The sequence below is a fragment of the Klebsiella sp. D-Nf1 genome, assembly GCF_002810515.1.
In the GTDB taxonomy this organism is placed as follows: domain Bacteria; phylum Pseudomonadota; class Gammaproteobacteria; order Enterobacterales; family Enterobacteriaceae; genus Klebsiella; species Klebsiella variicola.
The window spans coordinates 1,773,600-1,792,314 of the sequence record NZ_PIOK01000001.1; the positions used below are offsets into that span (position 1 = coordinate 1,773,600).

At 56.8% G+C, this 18,715-nt stretch carries 18 protein-coding genes; 6 read left to right on the forward strand and 12 right to left on the reverse strand.

Annotated features, from left to right (window positions below; translation table 11 throughout):
* Positions 1-4: 4 nt before the first annotated feature.
* Complete coding sequence (locus tag CWM54_RS08690; protein ID WP_004203320.1) at positions 5-286, reverse strand: YcgL domain-containing protein; 282 nt, start codon at positions 284-286, stop codon at positions 5-7.
* 126 nt (positions 287-412) lie between these two features.
* On the opposite strand from CWM54_RS08690, the gene minC reads away from it, so the two are divergent.
* From minC to minE, 3 genes are read left to right on the forward strand one after another with little or no spacing between them, the layout of a single operon-like run.
* Complete coding sequence (minC, locus tag CWM54_RS08695; RefSeq protein ID WP_008804301.1) at positions 413-1,114, forward strand: septum site-determining protein MinC; 702 nt, start codon at positions 413-415, stop codon at positions 1,112-1,114.
* A 23-nt stretch (positions 1,115-1,137) separates the two neighbouring features.
* Positions 1,138-1,950, forward strand: a complete 813-nt coding sequence (minD, locus tag CWM54_RS08700) for a septum site-determining protein MinD (protein ID WP_008804300.1) — start codon at positions 1,138-1,140, stop codon at positions 1,948-1,950.
* A gap of 3 nt (positions 1,951-1,953) precedes the next feature.
* Positions 1,954-2,223 (forward strand): cell division topological specificity factor MinE, encoded by a 270-nt coding sequence (minE, locus tag CWM54_RS08705; protein ID WP_004103270.1) that lies wholly within the window; start codon positions 1,954-1,956, stop codon positions 2,221-2,223.
* 77 nt (positions 2,224-2,300) lie between these two features.
* Here minE and rnd read toward each other — a convergent pair whose 3' ends face one another.
* The 5 genes from rnd to CWM54_RS08730 form a co-directional block, all read right to left on the reverse strand.
* Positions 2,301-3,416 carry a ribonuclease D gene (gene rnd, locus CWM54_RS08710; protein ID WP_165785916.1) on the reverse strand — a complete coding sequence of 372 codons (1,116 nt, stop codon included), beginning with the start codon at positions 3,414-3,416 and terminating at the stop codon, positions 2,301-2,303.
* 81 nt (positions 3,417-3,497) lie between these two features.
* Positions 3,498-5,183 carry a long-chain-fatty-acid--CoA ligase FadD gene (gene fadD / locus CWM54_RS08715; RefSeq protein ID WP_077274727.1) on the reverse strand — a complete coding sequence of 562 codons (1,686 nt, stop codon included), beginning with the start codon at positions 5,181-5,183 and terminating at the stop codon, positions 3,498-3,500.
* Between the two features lie 205 nt (positions 5,184-5,388).
* On the reverse strand, positions 5,389-5,970 hold the full coding sequence (locus CWM54_RS08720) for a Slp family lipoprotein (RefSeq protein ID WP_008804297.1): 582 nt from the start codon (positions 5,968-5,970) through the stop codon (positions 5,389-5,391).
* Between the two features lie 38 nt (positions 5,971-6,008).
* Entirely contained in the window at positions 6,009-6,704 is a 696-nt protein-coding gene (tsaB, locus tag CWM54_RS08725) for a tRNA (adenosine(37)-N6)-threonylcarbamoyltransferase complex dimerization subunit type 1 TsaB (RefSeq protein ID WP_061154140.1), read from the reverse strand.
* A gap of 145 nt (positions 6,705-6,849) precedes the next feature.
* Complete coding sequence (locus tag CWM54_RS08730; protein ID WP_100681196.1) at positions 6,850-8,760, reverse strand: ATP-dependent DNA helicase; 1,911 nt, start codon at positions 8,758-8,760, stop codon at positions 6,850-6,852.
* Positions 8,761-8,891: 131 nt separating this feature from the next.
* Between CWM54_RS08730 and CWM54_RS08735 the strand changes: the two genes are divergently transcribed.
* The gene (locus CWM54_RS08735; RefSeq protein WP_100696937.1) at positions 8,892-9,236 is read left to right on the forward strand and encodes a RidA family protein; all 345 of its coding nucleotides are present in this window, start codon (positions 8,892-8,894) and stop codon (positions 9,234-9,236) included.
* A gap of 117 nt (positions 9,237-9,353) precedes the next feature.
* Here CWM54_RS08735 and CWM54_RS08740 read toward each other — a convergent pair whose 3' ends face one another.
* The 5 genes from CWM54_RS08740 to CWM54_RS08760 are packed head-to-tail and all read right to left on the reverse strand — an operon-like array spanning position 9,354 to position 14,700.
* The gene (locus CWM54_RS08740) at positions 9,354-10,496 is read right to left on the reverse strand and encodes an alginate lyase family protein (protein WP_100696939.1); all 1,143 of its coding nucleotides are present in this window, start codon (positions 10,494-10,496) and stop codon (positions 9,354-9,356) included.
* Positions 10,497-10,503: 7 nt separating this feature from the next.
* The gene (locus tag CWM54_RS08745) at positions 10,504-11,598 is read right to left on the reverse strand and encodes an ABC transporter ATP-binding protein (protein ID WP_100681197.1); all 1,095 of its coding nucleotides are present in this window, start codon (positions 11,596-11,598) and stop codon (positions 10,504-10,506) included.
* Positions 11,599-11,608: 10 nt separating this feature from the next.
* Positions 11,609-12,448: a carbohydrate ABC transporter permease gene (locus tag CWM54_RS08750; RefSeq protein ID WP_061154137.1), complete on the reverse strand. Its 840-nt coding sequence runs from the start codon at positions 12,446-12,448 to the stop codon at positions 11,609-11,611.
* A 9-nt stretch (positions 12,449-12,457) separates the two neighbouring features.
* A complete protein-coding gene (locus CWM54_RS08755) occupies positions 12,458-13,369 on the reverse strand; it encodes a carbohydrate ABC transporter permease (RefSeq protein ID WP_413773490.1) in 912 nt (303 codons plus the stop codon).
* Positions 13,370-13,410: 41 nt separating this feature from the next.
* Positions 13,411-14,700 (reverse strand): ABC transporter substrate-binding protein, encoded by a 1,290-nt coding sequence (locus tag CWM54_RS08760; protein WP_100696767.1) that lies wholly within the window; start codon positions 14,698-14,700, stop codon positions 13,411-13,413.
* A 525-nt stretch (positions 14,701-15,225) separates the two neighbouring features.
* Between CWM54_RS08760 and CWM54_RS08765 the strand changes: the two genes are divergently transcribed.
* Both CWM54_RS08765 and CWM54_RS08770 read left to right on the forward strand, forming a co-directional pair.
* Entirely contained in the window at positions 15,226-16,464 is a 1,239-nt protein-coding gene (locus CWM54_RS08765; RefSeq protein ID WP_100696769.1) for an alginate lyase family protein, read from the forward strand.
* The gene (locus CWM54_RS08770; RefSeq protein WP_100696771.1) at positions 16,464-18,470 is read left to right on the forward strand and encodes a heparinase II/III family protein; all 2,007 of its coding nucleotides are present in this window, start codon (positions 16,464-16,466) and stop codon (positions 18,468-18,470) included. Before CWM54_RS08765 ends, CWM54_RS08770 begins: the two co-directional genes overlap by 1 nt.
* A gap of 30 nt (positions 18,471-18,500) precedes the next feature.
* Here CWM54_RS08770 and CWM54_RS08775 read toward each other — a convergent pair whose 3' ends face one another.
* Entirely contained in the window at positions 18,501-18,698 is a 198-nt protein-coding gene (locus CWM54_RS08775; RefSeq protein ID WP_061154133.1) for a YoaH family protein, read from the reverse strand.
* Positions 18,699-18,715: the final 17 nt, after the last annotated feature.

Below are 18,715 nucleotides of genomic sequence, written 5' to 3' on the forward strand. Positions count from 1 at the left end.
TGGGTTAATCGGATTGTTTCCCCTGTTCCGCCAGGTGTTTCTTTAGTAGATTTTCAGATGGCGGGGGAAGTTGCAGGTAATAGCCCTGCTCGCTCAACGCCTGTTTCACTTTTTCCAGGTCGGCGTTAACCAGCTTTTTGCGCCCATCCAGCGGCAGCAGCATCGCCATTTGCGGCGTGCCGAAGCCGCGCATTAGCTCGTCAGGAACGCGTGAGAAATCGTCCTTTTTTTCGACGTATAAATAGGTTTGTTCACGTTTAGTACTTCGATAGATCACACAAAACATAGTTTTACTCGGAATTAGACCCGTGGTCACTTGCCTCAATATATGAGTGACTATAACATGCCTTTTAGTCTTCGGAATATCACCGCACTTCTGCGGTTGATAAACAGCAAATTGAGTAAGGCCAGGATGTCAAATACGCCAATCGAACTTAAAGGCAGTAGCTTCACGTTATCTGTCGTTCATTTGCACGATGCAAATCCCGAGGTTATTCGTCAGGCGTTAGAAGACAAAATCGCCCAGGCTCCCGCCTTTTTACGCCATGCTCCGGTGGTGGTGAATATCGCCAGCGTGGAGGAGGAGGTCGAATGGCGCGCCATTAACGAGGCCATCGCCGCGACCGGTTTACGCATTATGGGCGTCAGCGGATGCAAAATCCCGCGCCTGAAAACCGAAATCGATCGCGCCGGGATCCCGTTATTAACCGAAGGGAAAGAGAAAGCCCCTCGTCCGGCACCGTCCGAACCCACCCCTCCGCCGCCGCCAGTTGCTAACCAGATCACAAAAACGCGTTTGATTGATCAGCCGGTACGTTCCGGTCAGCGCATTTATGCGCCACACTGTGATCTTATTGTTACAAATCATGTGAGTGCCGGTGCGGAACTTATCGCTGACGGCAATATCCATGTATATGGCATGATGCGAGGACGCGCGCTGGCAGGCGCCGGTGGCGACAGAGACGCCCAGATATTTTGTACCCACCTTGCGGCGGAGCTGGTCTCCATCGCCGGGGAATATTGGCTGAGCGATAACATCCCGGCCGAATTTTATGGCAAAGCGGCACGCCTGCGTTTAGGTGAAAGCGCTTTGACAGTTCAACCGTTGAATTAATCCCTTTTTAACAAGGAATTTCTATGGCACGCATTATTGTTGTGACTTCGGGTAAAGGGGGCGTTGGCAAGACCACCTCCAGCGCGGCCATCGCTACAGGTTTGGCCCAGAAGGGAAAGAAAACCGTCGTTATCGACTTCGACATCGGCCTGCGTAACCTCGATCTGATTATGGGCTGCGAACGTCGCGTCGTTTATGATTTCGTCAACGTCATCCAGGGCGATGCCACGTTGAACCAGGCGCTGATCAAAGATAAGCGCACGGAAAATCTCTACATTCTCCCGGCCTCTCAGACCCGGGATAAAGATGCCCTGACCCGCGAAGGCGTCGACAAAGTTCTCGAAGAACTGAAGAAAATGGACTTCGATTTCATTGTCTGTGATTCACCGGCAGGTATCGAAACCGGTGCGCTAATGGCCCTCTACTTTGCTGATGAAGCCATTATCACCACCAACCCGGAAGTCTCCTCCGTTCGCGACTCCGACCGTATCCTTGGCATTCTCGCGTCGAAATCCCGTCGTGCGGAAAATGGCGAAGAGCCGATCAAAGAGCACTTACTGCTGACCCGCTACAATCCAGGCCGCGTCAATAAAGGCGATATGCTGAGCATGGAAGACGTGCTGGAAATTCTGCGCATTAATCTGGTGGGCGTGATCCCGGAAGACCAGTCAGTTCTGCGCGCATCCAACCAGGGTGAGCCCGTGATTCTGGATGCCGCGTCGGACGCAGGCAAAGCCTATGCCGATACCGTTGAACGTCTGCTCGGAGAAGAACGCCCTTTCCGCTTCATTGAAGAAGAGAAGAAAGGATTCCTCAAACGCCTGTTCGGAGGATAAATTATGGCTTTACTCGACTTTTTTCTCTCGCGAAAAAAGAACACGGCAAATATTGCGAAAGAACGCCTGCAAATCATCGTCGCCGAGCGTCGCCGCGGCGACGCGGAGCCGCACTACCTGCCGCAGTTGCGCAAAGATATTCTGGAAGTGATCTGTAAATACGTGCAGATCGACCCGGAGATGGTCAGCGTGCAGCTGGAGCAGCGGGATGGTGATATTTCGATTCTTGAGCTGAACGTGACCCTACCCGAAACGGAAGAGTCGAAACCCTGACCCTGTTGTTCCGCCCCGAAAAAAAACCGGCAACGCCCTGCGCCGCCGGTTTTTTATTGCCTGGAACTGGCCGTTCGTTAACGCGGATAGTCGTTTAACAGCAACTTCAGCCGCTCGGCCATCAGTTCGCCGCGCCAGCCGGAAATCAGCTCAGGCTCACCGGCTTGCGTTTTCAACTGCCAGTGCCAGTTCAGCAGCTGGTTGATCTGCCGACGCGAGGCCAGCAGTTCCGCGCTCACGCCCTTGTCGGCACTCACTTCCTGCACCAGCGCTTTAATATCTTTAAAGGCTTTGCGGTAACCCGGCATGTCAATGAGGTTCTGCAGCGGCGCCGGCAGGGCCGATTCCGGCAGCGCCTGGGCTTTCTCGACCAGGCTAATCAACGTTTTGCCGTGGAAGCGAATTTCACTGCCGGACAACCCGAGGCTGTCGAGCTCGCCGAGGCTGGTGGGCATATAGCGCGCCACGCTCCACAGATGCTCTTCCCGCACCACAAAGTTCACCGCCAGGTCGCGCTCACGCGCTTTGCGCAGACGCCACTCTGCCAGCAGCTGCAGGCAGCCCAGCTGGCGGGTACGCAGCTGCCAGGCGTTGCCGATGTCGCGCCAGGCCTCGGCCGGGTCGACCACCTCCTGACGGCGCTGCTGCATCAGACGACATTCGTCCAGCGCCGCCGACAGCCAGCCTGCGCGGTCGGTCTCCGCCATTAATTTGCTGGCGATCGGCAACAGGTACCAGACGTCAGCTGCGGCGTATTCACACTGACGCTCGGTCAGCGGGCGAGCCAGCCAGTCGGTGCGGGATTCACTTTTATCCAGCGCCACTCCGGAATACTCTTCCACCATGGAGGCAAAGCCCCAGGACATCGGGCGGCCGCAGAACGCCGCCAGGATCTGGGTGTCGATCAGCGGCTGCGGCATCAGGTTGAACGCATTGAGGAAGACTTCTAAATCCTCGCTACCGGCATGCAGATATTTAGTCACATCCTGGTTGAGCAGCAGCTCACGCATCGGCGCCCAGTCGCTAATCGTCAAGGGATCGATCAGAGAGACCTGAGTGCCGTCGAACAGCTGCAGCAGGCCCAGCTGCGGATAGTAGGTGCGAGTGCGGACAAATTCCGTATCCAGAGCAACGGTGGAGGCCGCGCTTGCCGCTTCGCAGACAGCGCGCAGGCCATCGTCGGTGGTGATCATCTGATAGTTCAAAGCATACTCTCTTAACTTGCGCCCATAAAAAACGCCGGCGTAGCCGGCGTCAGGCGACTCATTCGTTACTTAGCCTTTATTGTCCACTTTAGCGCGCGCTTCGTCACGCAGTTCTCGCCGCAAAATTTTCCCGACGTTGGATTTCGGCAGTTCGTCACGGAATTCCACCAGCTTCGGCACTTTGTAGCCGGTGAGATGGCGGCGGCAGAACGTAATCAGCGCTTCTTCGGTTAACGCGGCATCTTTCTTGACCACGAAAATCTTCACCGCTTCACCGCTGCTGCCGGACGGCACGCCGATGGCCGCCACTTCGAGGACGCCGCTGTGCTGCATGACCACATCTTCGATTTCATTCGGATAGACGTTAAACCCCGACACCAGGATCATATCTTTTTTCCGGTCAACGATGCGCAGGAATCCCTCTTCATCCATCACCGCGATATCCCCGGTGTGCAACCAGCCGTCTTTGATAATCTCATCCGTCGCGTCAGGACGCTGCCAGTAGCCCAGCATCACCTGCGGCCCCTTGATACAGAGTTCGCCCGGCTGACCCGGCGCCACTTCGTTATCGTCGTCGTCCACCAGTTTGGCTTCGGTGGAGGGCACCGGCAGGCCAATGCTGCCGCTGTGGTAGTCGATGTCGTGCGGGTTGACGCTGACCAGCGGCGAACATTCGGTCAGGCCATAGCCCTCCAGCAGATATTGTCCGGTCAGTTTTACCCAGCGCTCGGCCACCGCCTGCTGCACCGGCATCCCACCGCCGGCGGACAGGTGCAGCGAGGAGAAATCAAGCTGCTGGAACTCTTTGTTGTTCAGCAAGGCGTTGAACAGGGTATTGACCCCAGTCATGGCGGTAAAGGGATATTTCGCCAGCTCCTTCACCAGCCCGGGAATGTCGCGTGGGTTGGTGATCAGCAAATTTTGCCCGCCCAGTTCGATAAACAGCAGGCAGTTCATGGTCAGGGCGAAAATGTGATACAGCGGCAGCGCGGTCACCACGAACTCTTTGCCGCGATGCAGCAGCGGGCCGTAGGTGGCATTGACCTGCTCGAGGTTAGCCAGCATGTTGCGGTGGGTCAGCATCGCCCCTTTGGCCACGCCGGTGGTGCCCCCGGTGTACTGCAGAAACGCCAGATCTTCTGGAACGATCTCTGGCTTCACGTACTGCATGCGGTAGCCATGCTGCAGCGCGCTGCGAAACGAGATGGCATCCGGCAGGTGATACTTCGGCACCAGGCGCTTGATGTACTTGACCACAAAGTTCACCAGCGTGCCTTTGGCGGTGGAGAGTTGGTCGCCCATTCGCGTCAGGATCACGTGCTTAACCTGAGTTTTCGCCACCACTTTTTCCAGGGTATGGGCAAAGTTGGAGACAATAACGATCGCCGCCGCGCCGCTGTCGTTGAGCTGATGCTCCAGTTCACGCGGGGTATACAAGGGGTTGACGTTGACCACGATCATCCCGGCGCGCAGGATGCCAAACAGGGCCACCGGATACTGCAGCAGGTTAGGCATCATCAGGGCCACGCGATCGCCCTTCTGTAATCCTAACCCCTCCTGAAGGTAAGCGGCGAAGGCGCGACTACGCTCTTCCAGCTTACGGTAGGTCATCACTTCACCCATATTGATAAACGCCGGTTGGTCGGCGTAGCGGGTGGTGCCATGTTCAAACAGTTCAACCAGGGATTGATAGCGGTCAGGGTTTATCTCCGCAGGAACATCTGCGGGATAACGGTTTAGCCAAACCTTTTTCACTGCATCACCTCTGAAATAGTTATTCGTCGTCATCACAGCCCCTGGCAAATACATTTTGTTAACATTATATTAACTCAGCGTACCAGTTTATTAATTAGGCAATGAGCAGGTTGCGAAGCGCGTCACTATTTTTTTTCTTATTCGACTGAAAACAAAGAAACAGCGGACCGGCCGCTGTTTCTTTGAACTAACATAAACAACAAAATCATTCAGTTACGACGTTTCTCACCTCAGCAGGGCCGGGGTTGTACCAGCCCCAGCCGCCATAGCCGTAACCCCAGGGGCGCGGACCCAGCATCCACGGATCGATGGGCTGCGGGGGCATCACCACCTGCTGCACCACGTTCCAGCGTTTGTAGCCGATGGCGTTCATCAGCATAAATTTATACGGCGTGCTGCCCACTTTGCCGTCGACCACCCCGGCAATCGGCCCGACCACGGTCACCAGCTGGCCGCGGTAGTCGACCGGATCGAGGAAGCCATTAACGTCGGCATAGATCCGCCCACGTGACGGTTCGCCGAGCACAGGCCGTGCGCCGCTGTCCAGCGGCACGGTGGCGATTTCCAGGCGGGTTTTACCCTGCTGGTTCTGCACATTGACCACTTTGCCGCCAAAGCGTGCTTCCTGGCCAACGTACAGCTGCGGCGCGTTCATCACCCGCACTAAATCCTGCTGCGGCGTAGGGCTGGTGCCTTTGATGGCATCCGGCACTGACACGCAGCCGCTTAGCGCAACGGCAACCGCCGCGGCTAACAGCCAGCGAACGCCCTGTTTTTGACCCGCCATGATGCGACTCCTTTTCTCAGTCTTCTTGTTACTGAGATTCACTCGCGGCCTGGAAGTTTCTTCCACGCCACCTCGTTTCGCAAATAAACCGGCTCCGCTTTCTCCACGGCCACGGTTTTCCCCGCCGCCAGCAGGTAACAGGCTAACGGCAGCATATCCTCCGCCGCCGGCAGTTCAATTTCGCCGCTGCTTAAGGTCAGTCCGCTCGCTTTCGCCAGATCCGGCCACGCCTGCCAGCCGGTGCCGACGGTGGCCCATTCGCCGGAAAGCTGTGCCAGCCGTTCGGCTACCGCTTCCGGTTTGAGCACCGCTTCCGTCTCTTCGCCATGCCACACGCCCTGCTCGTCGCGCTGGTACTCGGCCCAGTAGACTTCGCCCATCCGCGCGTCAATAGCCGCCAGCACGCGGGTGGCGCCAGTTTTGCGCCAGGCGCCCTGCGCCATGGTGGCCAGCGTGGAAACGCCGATCATTGGCAGCTCAGCGCCCAGCGCCAGCCCCTGAGCGATACCGATGCCGATGCGCACGCCGGTAAAGCTACCCGGACCGCGGCCAAAGGCCAGCGCGTCCAGCTCGGTCAGCGTGGTGCCGCTCTCGGTGAGGACCTCCTGCACCAGCGGCAGGATACGTTGGGTATGTTCGCGGGGACAAATTTCGAAATGAGCACTAAGGGTGCCATCATTCCACAGCGCCGCGGAGCAGGCCTCTGTGGCGGTATCGATAGCCAAAATTCGCATGGGTGGTCACGCTCTCGTTACATAGTTCAGGCCTTCAGGCAGCCTGTTTTCCGGCAAACGGCCAACCCGCCGCCATGCCGCCCGAAGTCTATTGGGAACCGCTAATTAACAAAATGGCGCGCAGCTTAACACATTTTAGTGCGGATTACCTTGCCGGCGGCACGGCGAGGAAGCGCACCGCCCGGCGGATATCGCGGGTCCGCGGCGCAGGAGGCAAGCTGGCCAGGAACACCGCGCCGTAGGGGCGCATCACCAGCCGGTTGTCGCAGATCACCAGCACCCCGCGATCGTCGATATCGCGGATCAGGCGTCCCACCCCCTGTTTGAGGGTGATGACGGCTTCCGGCAACTGCACTTCATCGAACGGATCGCCGCCGCGCAGCCGGCAATCTTCCATGCGCGCTTTTAGCAGCGGGTCGTCCGGCGAAGTAAACGGCAGCTTATCGATGATCACCAGCGACAGCGCATCGCCGCGCACGTCGACCCCTTCCCAGAAGCTGCTGGTGGCCACCAGCAGGGCGTTGCCGGCGCTGACAAACTGCTGCAACAGCTGGCCTTTGCTGGTCTCCCCCTGCAGCAGCACCGGTAGCGTCATGGTGGCACGGAACTGCTCCGCCAGATCGCGCATCATGGCGTGCGAGGTACACAGCATGAAGCAGCGACCGTCGTTGGCCTCGATCAGCGGCTTGAGCATCGCCGCCAGGTGGCGCGCCGCGCCAGGCTGATTCGGCAGCGGCAGATTGCGCGGCACGCAAAGCAGCGCCTGATGTTGATAATCAAAGGGGCTTGGCAGCAGCAGGGACTGCGCCTCGTCGATCCCCAGCCGGGCGGTGAAGTGGTGCAGATCGTCGTTCACTGACAGCGTCGCTGAGGTAAAGATCCAGCTCCCCGACTTCTGCGTCATCACCTCTTTAAACTTCTCGGCCACGGTCAACGGCGTCAGGGCGAGAGTAAAGTGGCGCGAGGTGCACTCATACCAGTAGCTGTAGCCCGGTTGGTTAATCTCTTTCAGCCGCTTTAAGCGCCCGCGATAGAGGGTGGCGCGCTCAAAAGCGGCGTCGAGCAGCGCCGAACGGCCCAGCGAAAGTTTGGCGACGTCATAGCATAGCTCGAGCGCGTCATCGAGCAGCAGCAGCGCGCGCTGAATGTGGCTATCCGCCAGCAGTTCGCGCAGGTTGCCGCGATAGCCGGGATCCCCCAGTTGCAGGCGGAAATCCTGCGCGCTTTGCGCCAGGCGGTCGGCGCATTTTTGCAACTGCTGGGTGTCTTTCAGTTCGGTGCGGTAGGCAATGGTGATGTCTTTCGCCAGATCCAGCAGCTGGCGGCTGGAGAGCGACTGACCAAAGTACTGACTGGCGATATCCGGCAGCTGATGGGCTTCATCGAAGATCATCACTTCCGCCTCGGGGATCAGCTCGGCAAAGCCGCTCTCTTTGACCACCATATCGGCAAGAAAAAGATGATGGTTGACCACCACCACGTCGGCGTCCATCGCTTTTTTACGCGCCTTCACCACGAAGCAATCTTTATACAGTGGGCAGTCGCTCCCGAGACAGTTATCGTTGGTGCTGGTGACCAGCGGCCAGGCCTGGGAGTCTTCCGCCACGCTGGCGCAGGTGCTGATATCGCCATCCTGGGTTTGGTTCGACCAGGAGCGCAGGAGGATCACATCGCTGAGGGTTTGTACCGGCAGATCGCCGCCCGCCAGCGCCTGCTGCTCAAGACGTTCGAGGCACAGGTAGTTGGAGCGCCCTTTGAGCAGCGCCAGTTTGCCGGTGAATTTGAGCGCTTTGGCGACGGTGGGCAGATCGCGGCTGTAGAGCTGATCCTGCAGCGCTTTCGAGCCGGTGGAGATAATCACCTTTTTTTTCGCCCGCAGCGCAGGCGCCAGGTAAGCGTAGGTTTTACCGGTTCCGGTCCCCGCTTCCACCACCAGCGGACGGGAGGCCTCAATCGCTTCGCTAACGGCTATCGCCATCTGGCGCTGCGGCTCGCGCGGCTTAAATCCCGGTATGGCTTTGGCTAGCTGGCCGTCTGCTGCAAAATCGTCGATCACATTGCCCCCTGGTTATTTGGACAGTGATTATGTCAGGGAGGACGGCGTTTCGCCAGTCCGGGTAGTGACGCGAGCGGAACATTATGGCAGTCTTGCCGCTGCCGAATGGAATGCTCAAAGAGGAAAAAGACATGACAATTACGCGTATTGATGCCGAAGCCCGTTGGTCAGACGTGGTGATCCACAACCAGACCCTGTACTACACCGGCGTGCCGACAAATCTCGATGCCGACGCCTTCGAGCAGACCGCCAACACCCTGGCGCAGATTGACGCGGTGCTGGAAAAACAGGGCAGCGATAAGTCGCGTATTCTTGATGCCACCATTTTCCTCGCCGACGGCGCAGACTTTGCGGCAATGAATCAGGCCTGGGATGCATGGGTCGTCGCCGGTCACGCGCCGGTACGCTGTACGGTACAGGCGAAACTGATGAACCCAAAATATAAGGTTGAGATTAAGATTATCGCCGCGGTGTAACTCGTTATACCGTGCCTCCCGAGGTCGGCGAGACACGGTATCTGTAGGCCGGATAAGGCGGCACGCCGCCATCCGGCAACGTGCACCTAATGCCTGATGGCGCTGCGCTTATCAGGCCTACAAACCCGGACACCACATCAGTTGTTCCTTCAACTGCAGCGTCTCCTGCGGCAGGCATTTCAGCACATCGCGATAGCTGGCGGATTGTTTTGCATAACCACGGGCTGACTGCAGCAGCACCCGCAGCGCGCTATCCCACACTATCCCCTGCAGGTCACTGTACGGCCAGAGATCGGGTTCACGGATAAACGGCACCAGGTAATCTATCCCCTGCTTCACTCCTCGCCCGTCGCGGATGGTGTTCCAGCGATCGAATTCGACATGCTCGGCATAGCGATTCAGCAGCAGATGCGCCTCCAGATTAAACAGCGAGTAATGGAACGGAATGGTGCGCTCAAGCTCCATGGTCTGCTTGCCATCCTGGTCAATCTGCGCCGCCATTCGCTGGGTGATCCCCTGCGCAATGATCCGCGCCGCCAGCCCTTTATCGCCGTAGAATAGCGCGTTAACCGTCCGCTGGGCGTCGTACCAGGTGCCGTGGTTGTTGTGCCAGACATACTCTGAATGGCCGATTTCGCTGTAGTACATCCAGTGGTTAAAATCCCGGAACCACTGATGCAGGCCGATAATATCGTCGGTATCCAGCACGTTCGCCGGGCTAATCAAGCCGATGGTATCGACCACCATCCACATTAAGCGAGTGTCTATTAGCCCGGTGCCGCGACCGGAGACAATCCCCGGAATTGCCTGGCCGTAGTTCAGATGCGGATTCATTCGCGTCTCTGAATCCAGGAACCAGCAGCGGATCTGCATGGCCGCCGCCTGGGCGTAGTGGCGCTGACCGGTGAAATACCACGCCAGTCCCAGAGTCAGACAGCGTTCGCACATGCGGATAATGCGCGAGGTGTCGGTATCGTTATTTTCACACTGCGGATTGATATGCCCGTCGCGGCGAATATACGGCAGCCCGTTGGGGCGCCGTGGGTTCGGCCACCAGTAGGTGCCCAGGCTGTAGTAATCGTGCGCGTCGCCGCTCGCCGGCCGCAGTTTTTTATGCACAACGCTTTCCGGCGCTTCACGACGCAGAATATCGGCCTGCGAAACCAGCTTGCTCAGCGCCAGCTGCAGCGGCGAGAACGGCTGTTTTAATCCCGCACGCGCGTTTTCCAGACAGCTTTCGTCAAGGGTGTACAGCTTCATCGCCACGTCAGACGCCCTCCCGGCAGGCTATACGTTGACCGCTTTGCGCATCGAACAGATGCACGCCAGAAAGCTTCGGCTGCAGCCAGATGCTGTCGCCTTCTTTCACCGCCAGTCGCTGTTTAAATACCGAAGTAAACGCCCCGCCGCCGGTATCGCAGAACAACTGCATATCCGAACCGGTGTTCTCTACCGCTGTGACCTTCGCCGCCAGCGCATCATCGCGGGGCTCATGCACCACGTTGACCTGCTCAGGGCGAATGGCATACACCACCTGTTGACCATTGGTGACCGCTAACCCCGCAGGTAATGCCAGAAGCGAACCATCTTTCAGCCGCAGGCTGGTCGCATCTCCGTTCAATTCGACCTCACCGGGCAGCTGGTTAATCTCCGGCGAACCAATAAACCCGGCAACGAACAGATTCGCCGGCTGGTCGTACAGCTCCAGTGGGGTACCCGCCTGCTCGATGCGCCCATCGCGCAGGACCACAATCATCTGCCCCATGGTCATGGCTTCGATCTGATCGTGGGTGACGTATACCGAGGTGGTTTTCAGCCGGCGATGCAGTTCGCGGATCTCACCCCGCACCTGGGTACGCAGCTTAGCGTCGAGGTTTGACAGCGGTTCATCAAACAAAAACACCTGCGGTTTACGCACGATGGCACGTCCCATCGCCACGCGCTGCCGCTGGCCGCCGGAGAGATCCTTTGGTAAGCGCTCCAGCAGGGGATCCAGCCCCAGCAGTGCAGCGGCTTCATTCACCTTCTGGTTAATCTCCGCTTTCGGCAACTTAGCCATCTTTAGCGCAAAGCCCATATTTTCCCGCACCGTCATCTGCGGATAGAGGGCGTAGCTCTGGAACACCATGGCAATGTCGCGCAGCTTCGGCTCGACGTCGGTAACATTGCGTTCATTGATATGCACTTCCCCGCCGGAAATCTCCTCCAGGCCGGCAATCATGCGCAGCAGCGTCGACTTGCCGCAGCCGCTGGGCCCGACAAGCACGCAGAACTCGCCGTCCGGAATGGTCAGCGACACATCCTTTATCACGTGCGCATCACCATACGATTTACGTACGCTATTCAGTACAACAGATCCCATGGGTAACTCCTTATCCTTTGACCGCGCCGGACATAATCCCGCGATTGAAATGTTTTTGCAGACCGAGATAGACGATGATGCTGGGCAGCATCGCCAGCAGCGTAATGGCGATAAAAATGTTTGGCGTGATGCTCTCGTCAGTACGCAGCGTACCGAGGATCACCGGAATGGTGTTCAGACTGTCGTGGTTGACCACAATCAGCGGCAGCAGGTACTGGTCCCAAATCATAATGAAGCCGAAGGTGACTACCGTGCCAAGCGCCGGTTTCACCAGCGGCAGGATCACGTGAAAGAAAATCTGCCATTCGTTGGCGCCATCAATGCGCGCCGCCTCTTCCAGCTCTTTTGGGATCGCCGACATAAATTCCGTGAGCACAAAGATGGAAAACGCCCAGCCAACGACCGGCAGTATCATCCCGAGATAGCTGTTGTAGAGTGAGGCATCGATCAGCGGCAGCCGCCAGTTGATGATCATGTACAGCGGGATCGCAATCACCTCTTCCGGTAGCATCATGGTCGACAAAATCACCAGACTCACCAGCGCCACGCCGCGGAACTGCTTACGGGCCAGGGCATACGCCGCCAGCGCGCTGACCGACACCTGCAAAACAGTGCCGAAGAACACCACCAGGATGGAGTTCAACAGATACTGCCAGACACCGATATCCCGCCAGGCGAAGATGAAATTTTCAAACGAGAATTGATTCGGCCAGGCCAGCAGCTCACCCGGTTTCACCGGCGCACCGCTGAATGCCGTGGCGACGATGCCCCAGAACGGTCCGACAAAAACGATCAGCAGCAGCGCATAGATGCACCAGCGCCCTGCAGTATCCCAACGTTGACTTAACATCGCGGCTCCTTAGTAACGTGCAATACGTTTTTTCAGCGTCAGATGACAAATGGTTAAGAAAACCGTGAAGGCGAACAGCAGGAACGACACTGCCGACGCGTAGCCATAGTCAAACTGCTCAAACCCCAGTTTGTAGATGTGGGTCATGACCATTTCCGTCGCATTAGATGGCCCGCCGCCGGTGGTGGCATACACCTCGGCAAACACTCGGAAACCGCGGATAAAGGAGAGCATCAGCACCACCGAAAGCGCCGGGATCATGCCGGGCAGCGTGACGTAGCGCAGACGATTCCACCAGTTAGCGCCGTCGACGTTCGCCGCATCGTATAAATCGCGGCTGATCCCCGCCAGACCGGCAATAAAGATCACCATGTTGTAAGGCACCGCTTTCCAGATGTGCAGCAGCATGATGACCCCCAGCGCCTGGTCGGAACTGGCAAGAAAGCCCTGATCGGCGACGCCAAACCAGCTGAGAATGTGGTTAACCACGCCGTTGGGCGTCGGGTTGAATAAAATACGCCACATTTCGGCGACGATCGCCGCGCTGGTGACGGCGGGTAAAAAGATGGCGGTGCGAATAAAACGCAGGTGGCGCGCCGGGCCTTCCAGCAGCATCGCGAGGAAGAACGCCAGGATAGCCGCAGCGAACATCGTGACTACCACGTACAGCAGCGTATTCACCACCGCCGCGTGCAACTCGACGTCGGCAAAAGCACGGGTAAAGTTATCGAGTCCTACCCACTCGTTCGGCTGATTAAAGTTGACCTTGTAAAAGCTCATCACCAGACCCTGAATCATCGGGATGAACTTAAACCAGCTAAAAATAATGAGCGCAGGCGCTAAAAACAGCCACGGGATCAGCGCCCGCTTACGCTTTGCGCTCAGCCATCCGATCGAGTCAGGCGACGCGGCCTGCTTCATCGGCGAGGACTTCGTCTCATGCAGCGTCATCACGGTTGTCCTCAGTTAGCCAGCACATTTTGTTTTTTCAGCTCAGCGTTCATCTTGCCGTCGATACTCTCCAGCTCGCCGGCGATCGGGCTGTTGCAGTCGGCAAAAATACGGTTAAAGCCCTCGGCGGCCACCTGACGCACCGGCGTCCAGTTGGGTATTTGCGGCACATAGCGTCCCTGCTCATTGTAAAGCCTGGCGAAAGTCTCCCAGCGGGCGTCCTGATAGACGGCTTTGACGTCGACGTTCTTATTCACCGACAGGCGCACCACCGGAATATGCTGGCTGCCTTTACCCATGCCGATCTCCTGACCTTCCGCCGAGATCATAAATTCGATAAATTTACGCGCGGCGTCTTTTTGTTTGCTGCTCTTCATCATAAAGACCGTGGTGCCCTCCGCGAGCGTGGCTTCGCCTGTTGGCCCTGCCACCGGAATCACTTCAAAGTTGTCTTTACCCGGGTCTTTATCAAACAGCGCGATATGGTACGGGCCGCTAAAGAACATGCCGCTTTGCCCGGAGCGGAAAGACGGGATGACGTCGGCGGTGGTGGCGTTAATCGCCCCCGGCTGGGTGACTTTTTCGCAAATCATGGTGCGTATAAAGGTCATCGCCTGAACCACTTCTGGCGTATTGAGTGAGGCGCGGAATTTGCCGCCCTCTTCTTTGACGAAATCCCCTCCCGCCTGCCAGATAAAGCTGCTCATAAACCAGCTGGCATAGCCGCGCGTCGTGGAGGCGGGGACGATAAAGCCGTAGGTATCGTTTTTACCGTTGCCGTCAGGATCCTCGGTGGTAAAGGCTTTCGCCAGGGTCTGAATATCTTCCCAGCTTTTAGGCTGCGGCAGCCCCAGCTTTTCCCGCCAGTCTTTGCGTACAAACAGGGCGAACGTTTGGGCGGAGGTCGGCACACCGTAGTACTTACCGTCAATATAGCGGGTACTCTTCCATGCGGTCGGGAAGAGCTGGTCGCCGCCGGCGATCGACTGCGGATCTATTTCCTCAGCAATACCCAACTGGATAAACTGCCCCAGCGAAGCCGCGTCGTTAAAAATCAGATCGGGCAAAGCGTTACCCGCCGTGGCGCGCGCCAGGCGCTGTTCAAAGTCAGTAGTGGCGTTGAAATACTCAATTTTGATACCGGTTTTTGCTTCAAATTTCTCCGCCTCTTGCTTGTATATATTTTTCGAGTCGTTGCTGGCGCGGATCCAGACGTTGAGGGTCGTGGCGGCATAGCTTTGGCTCACGCCGAGTCCAAGCGCGGTGAGTAGTAATAATGAGCGGAATTTATTCGCAGACATGATTGCATATCCTTTATTGTTGGACACAAAGGTAATTAAATTCTCAATTAATACGCAGGAATTAATTTGAATATCACTCAGGCGTTAAAACAGCTGACGCAAGAAATATTTCCATTCATTAGATAGAAACACACCCATCAATACAACCACAGTAAAAAGAAATTGCGTTTCAAAAACAAAAAAGTTGAATCAGATCACATAGAAAAGTGACAATGAAAGTTACATCAAAAAATTACACATTAAAATCAATTAATTATAAATTTATCGTTTTTGTTAAAATAATCAAAAAATATAGAAAAACGCTAAATTCCGTGATGTACATAACATTAAAAAGGTCATTATCCATCGATAGCGATAAATTTGATGAGCGTCACACAAAAAATAACTTTGTCTTTTACACTGCTCGCCACTGTATATTCAAATATATTGTTTTTAATTAAACCGCCTGTTTTATGTGTTATTTAAATACGCGACAGGCTTAAATCCGTTGTTATCTTTTCTCACACTTGCAGAAGGGTTATCACCATGAACGCAATACCTCGCCGAGGTTGGTTATGCGTTGCGCTATTTTGTTCCAGCCTTAGCGCTTCTCTGCATGCCGCCGAGCCGTACACGCTGGACGAAAAGGATTTAGCCTTTAGCCGCCAGCAGATTGCCGCCAAAGATCCGTTGTTTGTTCTGGCGCAGGCGGCCTTGCTAAAAAAAGCCGATCTGGCGCTCACGCATCCGCTGCGCTCAGTGATGGACAAAACGCTGGTCGCCGCCAGCGGCAACAAGCACGACTACTATAGTTTCCCCCCTTACTGGTGGCCGAATCCCGATACCAAAGACGGGCTGCCGTATATCCGCAAAGATGGGCAAACCAACCCGGACGCCAATAGCGATGCCACCGATAAAAACCGCCTGGTGAAGATGAGTCAGGATGTATCAACCCTGGCGCTGGCGTGGTACTTCTCCCACGACGATCGCTACGCGCAAAAAGCGGCAGCCCAGTTGAAGACCTGGTTTCTCGACCCACAGACGCGTATGAACCCCAATCTGCAATACGCCCAGGCCATTCCCGGCATTAACAACGGGCGCGGTATCGGCATTATTGATAGCCGGGCGCTGGTTGAGGTGGTGGACGCTATCGCCCTGCTGCAATCCTCTGCGGCGCTTAGCGAGAAGGACGTGAGTGCGTTGAAGCAGTGGTTTGGCGAGTATTATCACTGGATGACCACCAGCCAGAACGGTTTCGAAGAAGATAACTGGCACAACAACCACGGCAGCTATTTTGACATGCAGGCCGTCACCTTCGCCCTGTTTAGCGGAAAAACCGACGAGGCGAAACAGCGCCTGTATCTCACCCAGCTACGGCGCATTGCCGGTCAATTTGATATCGAAGGCCGTCAGATGGCCGAGCTGGAGCGTACGCGGCCCTGGCACTACAGTAATTTCAACCTTGAAGCCTACAACCGCCTCGGGCGACTGGGCGAGAAAGCGGGCGTCGATATCTGGAACTTCACCCTTGATGACCATAGTCTGCGCAAAGGCTATCAGTACATCGCCGGATTTATTAACAGCGATACTCCATGGCCATGGAAAGACATTGATAACATGGATGACCAAAAAGCGCTGCGCAATATCGCCACTGCCGCCCACGCCTGGCCGGAAGATCCGCTGTTTCGCAACAAAGCGCAGTGGCTGCGGGCGAAATATCCCGACGATATCACCACCCTTATTGCCCCGCTTTTACCATCCTCAGAGGTCAGGGATAACCGCTAATGAAACAATTTACTGGGCTCTGGCCCGACATTGTCGAACGTGCCGCCGCCCATAGCGGGCTGCTCGAACGGCTCGTGAAGGATGCACAGCCGGTACTTCATGCCGCATTACGCATTCCGCAGACCGGGATTGCCAGCTGGAATCTTTACTACTTTTGCCCGCACCACGGCGTACGATTAACGTGGCGAGCGGACATGCCCCACCAGCATGCCTGCCCGGTCGATGGCGAGATTTTTCGCGGCGAACCGTGGGACGGCGCGTGGTGGCGCGAAATGAACGGACGTAATGCCAGCGCATGCCAGCGGCTCGGCCTGTTATGGCAGTTAACCGGTGAGAGAGCCTGGCGCGATAAAGTACGCGCCATATTGATGGGCTATGCGGATGTCTATCCAGGCTATGAAGTCCACGGCGATATTCCCAACAACGGGCCGGGCAAAATGAACGCCCAGACCCTGTGCGAAGCCAACTGCATTTTGGACATGGCGTTGGGTTATGACTTTATTGGCGACAGCCTGACGCCTGGTGAACAGCAGCACATCAGGGAAAATCTGTTGCGCTGTGCAGCCACGTTTTTGCGGCAACATCGCACGCCGCAGATCCATAACCACGAAGTCAAAATCAATGCGGCGCTGGCTGTACTTGGCTTCATCCTCGAAGATGAGGATCTACTGGAGTTTGCCGTTTTTCAGCCGTACGGCTTGCGCTGGCAGCTGGAAAATGGCCTGCTGGCAGAGGGGCTATGGTTTGAGGGTTCGATTCACTACCACTACTACGCGCTGCAGGGCTTTTTCGCCTTTGAGAAGCTGGCGCGCGGCACCCGCTGGAGCCTGCTGGATGGCCCCTGGTATCAGCCGATGCTGAAATTCCCGCTGTCGCTGCTGCTGCCGGATGGCACATTCCCGCGGCTGAATGACTGTCTTGCCGGGCAGGAAAAGCTGCAGCACCGGGATCTGTACGAGTTCGCCTGGTTTATCTGGCGCGATCCGCTGTATGCCGCCGTGCTGCAATTCACCGAAACGGAGCCTGACGAGGGTGAGACGTTACTGTGGCGCCATCATCCGCTGCCTGAGTCACCGCTGTCGCCGATCCCCCAGCAATCCTTTTTTGCACCTGGCGCGGGGTTGACCCTGTGGCGACGTCCGAAGCAACAGCTGGCGGTGCTGATTAAACACAGTCCCTGGGGAGGGGAACACGACCACTACGACAGACAAAGCCTGATGCTATGGCAGCGCGACGGCTGGCTGTTGCCGGATCCTGGCACCACCGGCTACGGGGCGGAAATGCATTATGACTATTATAAAAACAGCGCCACGCATAATACGCTGTCAGTTAACCAGAGCAATCAACCCCCTGCCATCCCGACGGTGCTGGGCTGGCAGATAGCTGACGACGTTTACTGGCTGGATTGTGAGACCGACTGGGGTAAACCGCCGCCAGCGCTCGACAGTCATAGTCGAGTCGAATGGGACCGGGAGTCCTGGCGTGACGTACGCTTTCGCCGCCGCCTGCTGTGGCTTGAAGACGTTCTGATCGATCTCTCAACGGTGGAAAACCCCCATCGCCAGCAGCTCGACTGGACGCTGCATCTGGCTGCCAGGGCGCTGGATCAGAACGGCACACCGCAGCCTTTTTCGCTCAGCGGACCGCTTCGGCATATGAAGATGGCAACGATGACGCCACTGAATGGCTGTCAGCCACGCCACTTTGTGCGGGACGGGAGCACCATCGCGCTGTGGCTGGCGGGCGACGGCGAGCTATGGCAAGGGCTGGCGCCTGATAACCCGGCGATAACCGACCTTAGCTATCTGGTTATCCGCAATCATCTTCCACAGGCGCGTTTTGTCGGTCTGTGGGATCTGGCCAACGGCTCCCCGCTCACCGAAGCGCATGTGGATCCCACGCCAAAGGGAACCCGAGTAACCTTCTGGCGCAGTCATCACATGACGCAGGTAACGCTCTATGACGAACCCGGACGAGTCCCTGATGTGATCCTGTCGAGGAGGTAAGGTTTCGGACCTGAGCAAGACGAAACTGAATTACTCGTCTTCATCCTGATCGTCGTCTTCATCTTCAAAGCGCGCTACGATCCGCTCGCCGGTATGATTAGCGCGCAGCTCTTCCGCCACCAGGGCAATCGCCTGGCCGCTGCTCATCCCCTGGGCCATCAGTTCATGGATACGTTCGACCGCTTTTTGCTGTTGCTCGTGGCTCAGCGAAGGTAAACCTGCAAACATCTTTTACTCCTGCTACA